This window comes from Nostocoides sp. (genome assembly GCF_037045025.1).
Lineage (GTDB): Bacteria > Actinomycetota > Actinomycetes > Actinomycetales > Dermatophilaceae > Nostocoides_A.
This window is the reverse complement of record NZ_JBAOHM010000011.1, coordinates 766330-778386: the sequence shown is the minus strand read 5'-3', so window position 1 is coordinate 778386 and position 12057 is coordinate 766330. Positions and strand designations below refer to the sequence as shown.

Here is a 12057-nt window from a genome sequence, read left to right as displayed (position 1 = left end):
GGTCGGTGTCCGGCTCGCGCACGCGCTCGACCGCCCCGTCGTCGCCGGCATCCAGAAGGCCTCGGTGGACGGCGACCAGGCCACGCTCGTCGGTGAGGGCCCGGAGGGCACCGAGACCTACCTCGTGTCGACTGCCGGCTGTCGCCAGCGTCCTCGAGGGCGGTGTCGAACCGCGCTACCCGAGCGTCATGGGCCGGATGAAGGCCAAGAAGGCTCCGGTGGAACACCGCGGCCCCGCCGCGACCCCCGACGGCGCGGGACGCCAGGCGCTCGAGGTCCCCCCGCCACCGCCCAACCAGGTCACCATCCTCGGCGCCGGTCCCGCGGCCGCGCCGGCGTTCGTCGCCACCATCACCGAGTTGGGAGTGCTGCGATGATCCTCGTTCTGGTCGAGGTCGACGGCGGGCCATGCCGCGCTCGTCTCGCAGGAAGCGTTGACCTTCGCCCGCACCCTGGGAGGCGACGTCCGGGCCGTCGTGCTCGCCGCCCCGGGCAGCGATCTGGCCGGGACGGTCGCCGACTGCGCCAGCCAGGGCGTTACCACGGTGCACGTCGCGCAGAGCCCGAGCCTGAGTTCGTATGCCGCGGCCGCCTGGGCCGGTGTCGTGGATGCGATCGCCGGAACCGAGGCTAGGGTCGTGCTCGCCGGTGGCTCGAATCGCGGTTGCGAAATCCTCGCCCACGTCGCGGCGCGGCGCGACCTGCCGATGGCGGCCAATGCCGTCGCGGCCACGATCGATGGCGCGCTGGCAACGGTGCGGCGTCAGGTCGTCGGTGGGGCGGTCATCGAGACGATGAGCATCCCGGCGGAGCCGGCGATCCTCACCCTCGCCGGGCACGCAGTTGAGCCATCCCCGGCCGCGACTGCGGGCGCCGCGACGGTCGTCGAGTTCTCCCCACAGATCCCGGCGGACGACCTGCGCGCCCAGGTGGCCTCGGTGTCCCCCCGCGAGGGCGGCGACAGCGCTGGCCTGGCCAAGGCCAAGGTCGTCATCGGCGCCGGCCGCGGAGCGGGCAGCCCCGAGGGTTTCGGCGACGTCGATGCGCTCGCCGCCCGGCTCGGCGGGGTGGTCGGCGTCTCGCGCGTGGTCACCTCGCTCGGCTGGCGCCCCCACCACGAGCAGATCGGCCAGACCGGCACCCGCATCAACCCCGACCTGTATGTGCCGTGCGGGATCTCCGGCGCCATCCAGCATTGGGCCGGGTGCGCCTCGTCCAAGACGATCATCGCGATCAACACCGACGCCGAGGCACCGATGGTGACCAAGGCGGCATACGCGATCGTCGGTGACATGCACGAGGTGATCCCGGCGATCCTCGCCGAGTTGGGCTAGGGGCACCACACCCGCCCACGGTGCTCGATCGGGTCCCCCGCGACCGAGCAGCGTGGGCTAGCGTGGCCGCTGTCCACGAAGCGGCGAAGGGACCCAGCGTGACATCGGCCCAACTCGGCGAGATCGTCGCCGCGGCCCTGCTGCCGTTGCTTATCGTGCTGGTGACCGTGGTGTGGTTCCGTCGACGCCGCCGCGACGAGGTCTTCGACGGGGTCACGCCGGGTGAGCTGCCGGCGCTGGGGCAGCAGACCACCCGCCGTCGAGTCGGAGGTGGTCGCAGCGAGTGGAGCGGCCCGATCGCGGTCCGGTTCACCCCGCCGGACGGCATGACGCCGGGGCTGATGGGCACGGTTGTCGACGGCTCGGCCGATGTCGTCGACGTGTCGGCGACCCTGGTCGACCTTGCGGTGCGCGGCTACCTGCACCTGCACGCCGAGCCCCTTGACCCCGAAGCTCGCCCACCGCCGCAACGCGGCCCCGAGCGCACCCAGCCCGCCGCGCCCCAGAAACACGAGTGGCGCCTGACCCGGATCCGGCACGAGCCGGACGGAGCCTTGCTGGCCTTCGAGCGCGCCCTGCTCGACAAGGTGTTCGCCGACGGCGAGGTGGTGACGATCGGCGAACTGAAGCGTCGCGGCTTCGACCTGACCATGCGCGAAGCGCAGGTGGGGCTCTACCGCGAAGTCGTCGACCGCGGCTACTACACCAAGCATCCGCGCGACCGCAACCGCCGGCTCGGCTGCCTTGGGGTGCCGCTGGCGCTCGTCGGGCTGATTCTCGCCGCGGGCGCCTGGGCGGCCATGGAGCGTTACCAGATCGAGCGCTTCCCCGGGCTGCTGCTCACGGCGCTCGGCGCCGGACTCCTCGTCGCGGCGCTGATCCTGTTGTGGGGCGGGCGCGGGCGCACTCCCCGCACCGCCGAGGGCAGCGCCGTGCGGATCCAGGCCCTCGGCTTCAAGGAATATCTCACGAAGGCCGAGGCCAATCAGATCCGTTTCGAAGAGGCCCGCGACTTGTTCAGCCGCTACCTGCCCTACGCCATGGTCTTCGGCGTGGCGCACCGCTGGGCACAGACGTTCGGCGAGGTGGCCCGCGCGGCCCACGCTCAGGGGCTCGGCGCGGCCTACGTCGATTTGACCTGGGTCGACGGGCTGGACCTGGCGACCGACCTGCTGTTCTATGGGCCGGACCTCGTCTCCGGAATCGGCGATCTCGCCGCCGGGGTCGGTGATCTCGCCGACGGCCTCGACATCGCTGATGCCCTGGACGGGGTGGCCGACGGCGTCGGCGACTTCGCCTCTTCAGCGAGCGGGCTGCTCGACTTCGGGGATGGCTGCGGTGGGTGCGACGGCTGCGACGCCCCCGGCTGCGACATCTAGGCCGAAGTTACGGCTGGTTGACGTGGCGAACCCCCTGCTGGGCAGGGGGTTCGCTGGTTTGGGTGTTGGTGGTTCTGTCTACTTGCCGTTGATGGTTAGGGGGATGGGGGCGTTTAGGAGGGCGAAGGTGTGGCGTTGGGTGGGGGTGGGTTCGGCCAGGGTGGGCACGAGGGGTGTGGTGTGGTCGGTGCCGTAGCGCAGGTCGTTGCGGGTCAGGGTGGCGAGGTGTTTGAGCAGGGCCGGGAAGGACCGCACGGGCTGGTCGTGGTCGTCGGTGTGTCGGGAGGCTTTGCGGTCCGCGGCTGGGGAGCGGTGGGCGGGGGCGACCGGGTCGGCGGGTGTTGGCGGGTGTTCGTCGGTGTAGGTCAGGGGGGCTAGGGTGGCGCGTAGGTGCCAGGTCAGGTAGGCGGCGAGCATCACAATCAGGACGTGGGCGCGGACGCGGTCTTCGAGGCGGTGGTAGATCGGGCGCAGGTCGAGGTCGGTGGCTTTGATGCTGCGGAAGTCGCGTTCGACGTGGGCGAGGTTTTTGTAGGCCTGGACGATGCTGGCGGGGGTGAGGGTCTCGGCGGGCGTTGGGGTGCGTAGCACGTAGATGCCGTCGAGGGCGGCTTCGGCGGCGATCTGGCTGGTTTTGCGGGTGATCACCACGGTGGTGTCGGTGATGGTCAGGTCGAAGTGTTTGGCCATCCGGTATTTGTTGAGGAGTTTGCCGACCCGCAGGCCGATCGTGTCGGCGCCGGCTAGCCGGCCCTCGGCCACTGCTCGCTGGGTGGGGGCCAGGGCGGTTTCGGTGGCGGTGAGCAGGTCCTCGCGTTTGCGGGCGCGTTCGGTGGCCAGGAACGGGTTGCGGCAGGCGATCAGCCGTTCCCCGGGGTAGTCGGGGTGGCTGATTTCGGCCAGGTTGTGTTCATCGAACAGGGTTGGTTGAAGCGGGCCGCCCTCGGCGGCAAGGGTTTTGATCGCGGGGGCGCGCAGCGCGGTGATCCAGCCGAGGTCGGCTCGGGTGGCCGGGTCGGTGTTGGTGTGGCGGATCGCGGTGATCCGGGCGGTGGTGATCATGCCGCGGTCGCCGACCATGACCATCTCGGTGAGTTTGAAGGTGTCCCGCACCAGGGTGACGGCCTCGATGAACGCGGTGGGGTCGGCGGTGTTGCCGGGGAAGACCCGGATCGCGACCGGGCGACCGGCCGGGTCGGTCAGCAGCCCGTACTCGATCTGGGTGCGGTTCTTCTTCCCGTCGCGGGAGTAGCCGCGCCGGGCCAGTGGGCAGTGGCTGCCTTCCATCCACGAGGACGATAGGTCGAACAGCGCCATCCGGGCGGGGTTGGCGTCGGCGGCCAGGTGGCGCCGGGCCAGCTGCTTCTCGATCGCGTCCTGGCGCCCGAGTAGCCAGTCCATCGCCGCGTAGACCTCGTCGGTGGAGGCACCGGCCAGGTCGAGGTCGACGCCCAGGGTGGTGTCGGCCCACCAGGAGATGGTCGCCAGCTTCGAGCCGGGTGCCAGCACTCGGGCGATGATCAGCCCCATCGCCAGGTCCCGGGCCCGCCCGGGCGGCCCGAGTAGCCCGGGTAGGCCCAGGGCCCGGGCTTGGGCCCACACCGCGGCCACATGCCCGTGCGGCAGGGAGCGGGTGATGGTGGCGGCCTGGTCGGCCGGGATGAACGCCTGCCCGGCCAGGCAGGCCCGGATCACCTCGATCAGCTCGGCCGGCAGGTGGGAGAGGTTCGCGACCGTCTCGTTGCGCACCTTGCCGTTCTCCCGCCAGGAACGCCGCAACAGGTGGGTCTCGTAGTCCCGGGCCACCCCGTCCTTACCAACATAGTGACGACGGTGCGTGGTCACATGAACCGCTCCACCACGTTTCGCCATACCGCCAAAATATCACACCGTGCCGGATCGATCGATCCACTTTAGTGACGACACACCGAGGGGTTAGAAGCCGCATCACTGCAGGTCAAAACGGGGATCAGCCCTCAAACCACTCGCAACTTCGGTCTAGGGTGTGCGACATCGTGGGTTTCAGCGCTGCTCTCCTGCCGCGATCGCGGCCACGATGCCGCACACCGCGACCAGCAGCACGGGAGCGCCGATCAGGACGCCATTGCCGCGGATGACCGAGAAGGAGACCGGCACCAGCAGCGCGTTGACGACGAGCGTCGCCATCCGCTGCCACCCCGCTCCGGCTCGCCAGGCTCGCGCCATCGCCACCAGCAGCGCGGCAGCAACGACGAACAGGGCCGCCGACGCGAGGCTGCGGACCAGGCTCTCCTCCGCGTCGCGCGCCATGCCGACGGCATACGCCAGGGTCAGGGCGAGGAGCGCCAGCGCTTCGATCGTGCAAACCATCGCGGCCACGAGGGGCGCCGTCGAGTTGCCCGAGGGTGTGGTTGTCGTCACGATACGCAAGCGTAGGCGGGAACTCGGGAAGAGAATTGCACGCTAAAGCATTGGCATTGCGGGCGTTCTCCGAGAGAATGGAGGTTGCCTGTCACGCAGAGCCTTGGCGCGTGCCCGCTTTCCACCATCCAAGAGGCCACGTGCGCCTGCCCTACCACGGACCCAGATTGTCAGAAGGAGCCCTGCCCCATGGACTGGCGCGATCGCGCTGCCTGCCTCGATGAGGACCCGGAACTGTTCTTCCCGATCGGGAACACCGGTCCCGCGATCCTGCAGATCGAAGAGGCCAAGGCGGTCTGCCGCCGCTGCGATGTCGTCGAGACGTGCCTGAAGTGGGCGATCGAGACCGGTCAGGACTCCGGCGTGTGGGGTGGGCTCTCCGAGGACGAGCGGCGCGCGCTCAAGCGCCGCAACGCCCGCGCTCGCCGCGCCGGTTGAGCACAACCCGCCGCGCCGGTTAGGCACAGCCCGCCGCGCCGATTAGGCACAGCCCGCCGCTAGCCGTCATCCTTGCCGAGCGGGCGCAACCGGGCATAGAACCGCACCCGGGTTCCATGCGGCTGGTTGTCCTCCCACCGGATGGCGCCGCGCAGGTCTTGCACCAGGGAGTTAACGATCTGGGTGCCCAGCCCCGCCCGGCCCGGCCGGAAGCCGGTGGGCAGGCCCGCACCATCATCGCAAATCGTCACCTCAAGCACATCTCCTTCGGGATCCGGCTCCCGATTGCACCCGACAACGATCGTGCCGCCATCCTCGGCGAGGGCATGCTCGGCAGCATTTTGGATCAGCTCGGAGATGATCAGCGCGAGGGCCATGGCGTCCTCGGCACGCATCCGCCCGAAGCTGCCCGCGAACTCCGAGGCAATCGGATGCTCGCTCGTGGCGACCTCAACGACAACCCGCAGGCTGCGCCGCACGATGTCGTCGAAGTCGACGGTCTCGTCGAACCCCTGGCTAAGCGTCTCGTGGACCAAGGCAATCGTGCCGACCCGACGCACCGCCTCGTCGAGCGCAACCTTGCCCGCACCGTCGGACAGCCGGCGCGCCTGCAGGCGCAGCAAGGCGGCCACGGTCTGCAGGTTGTTCTTCACGCGATGGTGGATCTCTCGGATCGTCGCCTCCTTCGAGAGCATCTCGTGCTCTCGTCGACGCAACTCCGAGACATCGCGAATCAGGATGATCGCCCCGGTCCGCTCCCGGTTCTCGGTGAGCGGAATCGCCCGCAACGCCACGGCGCCGTGGCGGTTGCCGATGTCCGAGCGCCAGGCCGCGCGGCCGGTCAGGACGATGGCGAGCGACTCATCCCCCGCGGTCCGATCGGTCAGCAGGCCGAGGATAACCTGGGCAAAGAATTCGCCGATCACATCCCCCTCGTGGCCGAGGCGGTGGATGGCGCTCAGGGCGTTCGGGGTCGCATAGAGCACGAGCCCGTCGGTGTTGAGGTGGATCACGCCATCGCTGATCCGCGGGGCGCCGCGGCGAAAGCCGGTCGGCGCACCGACGTGTGGCCACTCGCCCGCGCTGATCATCCGCACCAACGACCCCGCCAGGGCTTGGAAGCTCAGCTCCAGCCGGCTCGGAGTCGGCATCGCCGCCAGGTTGGTATGCCGCGTGACCACGCCGATGATCCCGCGCTGGGTCCGCACGGGGATGGCCTCCTCGCGGATGGGGTGATCCCGGTCGAGGACCGGTCCGCCGCGGCGCAGCACCTCGCCGTCGACGAAGGTTCGCCGCAGGAGGGTGGCCCGGTCGCCGGCGGCATACGAGCCGACGACATCCTCGATGAACACCATCTGTCCGGTCGTGGGACGCACGTGCCCCACGGCACACCAGCGATCGTCGAGGACGCGCACCCACAGGACGAGATCGGCGAAGGACAGGTCCGCGAGCAACTGCCAGTCGCCCATGAGCAGATGCAGCCACTCGATGCTGGGCTCGTCAAGCGAGGTCTCCGCGCGCAGTTGTTCGCCCAGGGTGCCCACCACGAGGGGCAGCCTAAATCACCCCCACGTCGGCGGGATGACTCAGCTGCTGGGCACCAGCGAACGCAAGGTGCGCAGGGCAACCGACATCGCGGCGATCGTCGGCTTCTCCAGCCGCTCGATGCTGACCAGCGAGCGTCGCGCCCGACCGACGGCCTCGGAGTTCTCGTCCGACCAGGCCTCGATCCGCTCCGCGGGTGAGCCGCCCGCGGGAGTGGCCGCCAAGACGCCGTGGACCAGCGCCTTGAGCACGCCATAGAGGTCGTCGCGCAGCGCTCCGCGGGCCAGCGCATCCCAGCGGTCGCCGCGCGGAAGTTCGCTGATCCGGTGAAGCATCTCATCGACCCCGAAACGCTCGGAGACCGTGAAATAGAGCGGCACGACATCGCCCGCCTCCGCGCCGGTGGCGGCGCAGAGATCGACGACGTCAAGCAGCGAAAAGACGTCGAGCAGGCCCGCGGATCGCAGCGCCAGTGGCGCCGGCACCCCCTTCGCCTCTAGTTCGTCGGCTTGGCCGCGCATCCGCTCCAGCTCCGATCCGACGAGCAGTTCGGGGATGCGTGGCTCCCACTGCTGGACGAGCGCGGCATACCGATCGATCTCGGTGGCGACCTCGATGGCGGCCGGCCGGTTGGCGAGGAACCAGCGGGCCGACCGATCGAGCAGGCGCCGGAACTCGAGGTAGAGCCGGTTTTGCACGGTCGTCGGAACCTGATTGTCCAGCGCCTCGACCGCGTGAACATAACTGGCCAGCCCGAACACCTCCCGAGCGATGACGAAGACTCGCGCGATCTGCTCGGCCGTGGCTCCGGTCTCCTCCATGGCGCGATAGACGAAGGTGATCCCGCCGCGGTTGACGAGCGAGTTCGCCACGGAGTTGGTGATGATCTCCCGCGACAACGGGTGCGCGGTGATCGCCTCGGGGAACTGCTCGCGGATCGGGGCCGGGAAGTACTCGTTGAGGGTGACCTGGAACCACGGGTCGTCCGGGAGGCTCGTGGGCAGCAGGTCGTTCTTCAGGGCGAGCTTGGAGAAGGCGACGAGCACCGAGAACTCCGGCGAGGTCAACCCCTGGCCCGCGTCACCGCGCTCGACGAGTTCGGGATCGGACGGCAAGAACTCCAGCTCCCGGTCGAGGTAGCCGCGCTCTTCCAGCCAGTGGATCAGGCGCTGATGGACGTTGAGCATGATGAACTGCTGTGCCCGGGCGTTGCCCAGCAGGACGTTCTGCTCGTAGTTGTCGCGCAGCACCTGGGCTGCGACGTCGTCGGTCATCGACGCCAGCAGGGCGTTGCGCTGCTTGAGGGTCAGATCCTCTTGGCGCACCAACTCCCGCAGCAGGATCTTGATGTTGACCTCGTGATCGGAGGTGTCGACACCGGCCGAATTGTCGATCGCATCGGTGTTGACCCGCACCCCTGCCCTGGCCGCTTCGATCCGCCCGAGTTGGCTCAGCCCGAGGTTGCCTCCCTCGCCGATCACCTTGACGCGCAACTGGCCACCGTCGACTCGGATGGCGTCGTTCGCGCGGTCGCCGACGGCGTCGTTGGTTTCCTCCGCGGCCTTGACATAGGTGCCGATCCCGCCATTCCACAGCAGGTCGACCGGGGCGAGCAGGATGGCGTGAATGAGTTCACTCGGTGTCATCGACGCGGTGGCGTCGGGCAGGCCAAGCGCCGCCCGCATCGGCTCCGACACCGGGATGGACTTCAAGGAACGGGCAAAGACACCGCCACCCGCGCTGATCAGCGATCTGTCGTAGTCGCCCCACGAGGAGCCGGGCAGGTTGTAGAGGCGCTCGCGTTCGGTGAACGACCGCTCGGCGTCCGGGTCGGGGTCGACGAGGACGTGCCGGTGATCGAATGCCGCGACCAGGCGGATGTGCCGAGACAACAGCATCCCGTTGCCGAAAACGTCACCGCTCATATCGCCGACGCCGACAGCCGTGAAGTCCTCGCTCTGCGTGTCGAGCCCGAGTTCGCGGAAGTGCCGCTTGACCGACTCCCACGCGCCGCGCGCGGTGATGCCCATCCCCTTGTGGTCATAGCCGCTCGACCCGCCCGAGGCAAAGGCGTCATCGAGCCAGAAGCCGTACTTCTGGGAAACGGCGTTGGCCGTGTCGGAGAAGGTTGCCGTCCCCTTGTCGGCGGCGACCACGAGATAGGGGTCGTCCTCGTCGTGGCGCACGACGCGCTCGGGGGGGATGATCTCGGTGCCGTCGCGGTTGTCGGTCAGGTCGAGCAAACCCGAGATGAAGATCTCGTATGCCGCGACTCCTTCCTCGCGACGCCGCTTCGGGTCATCGGGAAGTTGCTTGGGATAAAAGCCACCCTTGGATCCGGTCGGGACGATGACGGCGTTCTTGACCATTTGCGCCTTGACGAGCCCGAGGGTCTCGGTGCGGAAGTCCTCGCGCCGGTCGCTCCACCGCAAACCGCCGCGGGCGACCGGCCCGAAGCGAAGGTGGACGCCTTCCACGCGCGGGCTGTAGACCCAGATCTCGAACGCCGGCCGCGGAGCCGGCAGGTCCGGCACCTTGTGCGGGTCGAGCTTCAGCGAGAGATAGTCCTTTGGTTGGCCGTCGGCACCACGCTGGAAGTAGTTGGTGCGCAAGGTGGCCCGGACGACACCGAGGAAGGCCCGGATGATCCGGTCCTCATCGAGGCTGGCGACGTCATCGAGGACGTCGATGACCTTGGCGGCGAGGTCGGCCTCGCGCTGCGCGCGCTGGTCATCGACGAGGTCGGGGTCGAAGCGGGCTTCGAAAAGTTCCACCAAGGTCGCCGCGATACGCCAGTTGTGCAGCAGTGCATCTTCGACATAGAGCTGGCTGAACGCCGAGCGTGCCTGGCGCAGGTACTTCGCGATCGCACGCAGGATGACCACCTGCCGCCACGTCAATTGCGCTTGCAGCACAAGCGCATTGAAGCCGTCTGATTCGGCGTGGCCGTTCCAGACGGCGTCGACGGCGCCCTCAAAGAGCTCCCGCAGCCGGGCGTGCGACAAAGACCCCCACAGCTGGTCGTCGCGCACCCGCAGGCCGAAGTCGTAGACGAAGAGGGCCTGCCCGTCCTTGCGGGTCAGCTCGTACGGCCGCTCGTCGACGACCTCGACACCCATGTGGGTGAAGACCGGCAGGACGCGGGTCAGCGAGAGCGGCGCCCGCCGGAAAAGCTTGAAGCGGCGGATCGTCTCGGGGTTCCACCGCGGTTTGTAGAGCACCAGGCGAGTGGACTCGTCGTCCTCCAGCGCCTCCAGGTTGCGGATGTCGGCCACGCCCTGGCGGACCGCAAAATCCTCCTTGTATGCCGCGGGGAACGCCTGCCCGTACAACCCGGCCACGCGGGCGGTCTCCTCCTCACCGAATTCGCGCAAGGACGCCTCGAGCAGGTCCTCTTCCCAGGTGCGGGTCGCGTCAGTGATCTTGGCTTCCAAAGCCACGACGTCGACATCCAGCGCCTGCGATTGAGACGGCAGCCGGAGCACGAAATGCACTTGGGCGAGAACGGATTCGGAGACCCGCGTCGTGTAGTCGACGCTGCTGGCGCCGTAGGCGTCGACCAGGATCGCCTCGATCCGCAACCGAACCGCGGTGTTATAGCGGTCGCGCGGAATGAAGACCAGGGCAGAGACGAAGCGCCCGAAATCATCCAGCCGGGCAAACAGGCGACAGCGCCGCTTCTCCTTCAGGTGCACGATCGAGGTGGCGGTCTCGGTCAGCTGCGCCCCGCTCGCCTGAAAAAGCTCTTCTCGCGGATAGGATTCGAGGATTCCGAGCAGGTCCTTCCCGGAGTGGGACTCGGCGGCATACCCCGACCGGGCCATGACTTCGGCGACCTTGTCCTTGACATAGGGGATCCGCAAGACCGATTCGGCGTAGGCGCTCGCGGTGAACAGGCCGAGGAACCGGTGCTCGCCGTTGACCGCGCCGTCGGCATCGAAAGTGCGCACGCCGACGTAGTCCAAGTAGACGGGCCGGTGCACTGTCGCACGCGAATTGGCCTTGGAGACAAAGATGACGTGCCGCTCGAGCGCCTTTTCCAGCGCCCGTCCCGACAGCGTCGTCAAGGCGCGCGACATCGCCGGATCGGAGCGCAGCAGACCGAGGCCGGTGCCGGACATCGGCTTGAGCGTCGCGCCGGAGCGGCCGGGCGCGATCTGGTATTGCCGAGCGCCGAGGAAGGTGAACTGATTGTCCGCGAGCCAATTGAGGAATTCGGCCGCCTGGTCGCTCTCGGCCGCGGTGATCCCGGGGGGCGGCGACTGCGTGAGCTTGGTCGCCAAGCTGGTGGCGAGAGCCCGCATCTTGGGCCAGTCCTCCACCGACTCCCGGACATCGGACAGGACCCGCCGCAGCGCATGGACGATCGCCTCCCGATCGGGTGCGTCGCTCTCCCGGTCGATCTCGACATGCATCCACGATTCGCGGATCTCCCCGTAGGAATTGGCTCGGCCGCGGTCGAACGTGGCCGGGTCGGCCCCCTCGATCAGCTCCTCCAGATTGCCTTCGGCGTCGCGCCGGACGAGCAGCTGCGGGTGGATCAGGACATGGATCGCCCGGTCCATCTGCTCGAGCTGGGCCGAGACCGAGTCGACGAGGAAGGGCATGTCGTCGGTGACGATCTGGATAATGGTGTGCGGGCTGGACCAGCCCTCGCCATCGATGGTCGGGTTGAAGCACACGACCGTCGCCGTTCCCGCGGGCCGGTGTTGAGCGATCTCGCGATGACATAACGCGGCTGCCAAGAGGTCCTCGCTACCGCGGGCCAAGACCTCTTCGGCCGGCACGTGCTGGTAGTAGTCGATCAGGAAATCCAGGAGCACCGGGCCATCTTTCGACCGGCCGTGTTCTGCGGCCTCGCGCAGTCGTTCGGTTCGGGCCTCGGCAATGTCAGGCACGGAAAATCGATCCCTTCGACAACATGGCGGGCAACGCTGCCCCACCTCTCTTGAGGGTAGTCG

General features: G+C 68.5%; 8 protein-coding genes. 4 read left to right on the top strand and 4 right to left on the bottom strand.

Translation table 11 applies throughout. The annotated features are described in order from the left end of the window. Positions 1-188: 188 nt before the first annotated feature. From V9G19_RS14865 to V9G19_RS14855, 3 genes are all read left to right on the top strand, one after another. Complete coding sequence (locus V9G19_RS14865; RefSeq protein ID WP_462286176.1) at positions 189-377, top strand: hypothetical protein; 189 nt, start codon at positions 189-191, stop codon at positions 375-377. 57 nt (positions 378-434) lie between these two features. Beyond that, the gene (locus V9G19_RS14860; RefSeq protein ID WP_462286175.1) at positions 435-1334 is read left to right on the top strand and encodes an electron transfer flavoprotein subunit alpha/FixB family protein; all 900 of its coding nucleotides are present in this window, start codon (positions 435-437) and stop codon (positions 1332-1334) included. A gap of 98 nt (positions 1335-1432) precedes the next feature. After that, positions 1433-2713, top strand: a complete 1281-nt coding sequence (locus V9G19_RS14855; RefSeq protein ID WP_462286174.1) for a DUF2207 domain-containing protein — start codon at positions 1433-1435, stop codon at positions 2711-2713. A 78-nt stretch (positions 2714-2791) separates the two neighbouring features. Here the strand turns inward: V9G19_RS14855 and V9G19_RS14850 are convergent, their stop codons facing one another. Continuing rightward, positions 2792-4585 carry an IS1634 family transposase gene (locus V9G19_RS14850; protein WP_462284342.1) on the bottom strand — a complete coding sequence of 598 codons (1794 nt, stop codon included), beginning with the start codon at positions 4583-4585 and terminating at the stop codon, positions 2792-2794. Between the two features lie 150 nt (positions 4586-4735). Beyond that, complete coding sequence (locus V9G19_RS14845; RefSeq protein WP_462286173.1) at positions 4736-5113, bottom strand: hypothetical protein; 378 nt, start codon at positions 5111-5113, stop codon at positions 4736-4738. Positions 5114-5302: 189 nt separating this feature from the next. On the opposite strand from V9G19_RS14845, the gene V9G19_RS14840 reads away from it, so the two are divergent. Next, on the top strand, positions 5303-5551 hold the full coding sequence (locus V9G19_RS14840; protein WP_462286172.1) for a WhiB family transcriptional regulator: 249 nt from the start codon (positions 5303-5305) through the stop codon (positions 5549-5551). A 59-nt stretch (positions 5552-5610) separates the two neighbouring features. On the opposite strand, the gene V9G19_RS14835 is transcribed toward V9G19_RS14840, so the two are convergent. Together V9G19_RS14835 and V9G19_RS14830 are read right to left on the bottom strand one after the other, a co-directional pair. Next, entirely contained in the window at positions 5611-7098 is a 1488-nt protein-coding gene (locus tag V9G19_RS14835) for a sensor histidine kinase (protein ID WP_462286171.1), read from the bottom strand. Positions 7099-7137: 39 nt separating this feature from the next. Then, positions 7138-11994 (bottom strand): NAD-glutamate dehydrogenase, encoded by a 4857-nt coding sequence (locus V9G19_RS14830; protein WP_462286170.1) that lies wholly within the window; start codon positions 11992-11994, stop codon positions 7138-7140. Between the last annotated feature and the right edge of the window lie 63 nt (positions 11995-12057).

Bases quoted from the DNA above. Each gene is read 5' to 3' on its own strand.
- V9G19_RS14850 (WP_462284342.1), bottom strand. From the start codon at position 4,585: ATGGCGAAACGTGGTGGAGCGGTTCATGTGACCACGCACCGTCGTCAC.
- V9G19_RS14840 (WP_462286172.1), top strand. From the start codon at position 5,303: ATGGACTGGCGCGATCGCGCTGCCTGCCTCGATGAGGACCCGGAACTG.
- V9G19_RS14865 (WP_462286176.1), top strand. From the start codon at position 189: ATGGGCCGGATGAAGGCCAAGAAGGCTCCGGTGGAACACCGCGGCCCC.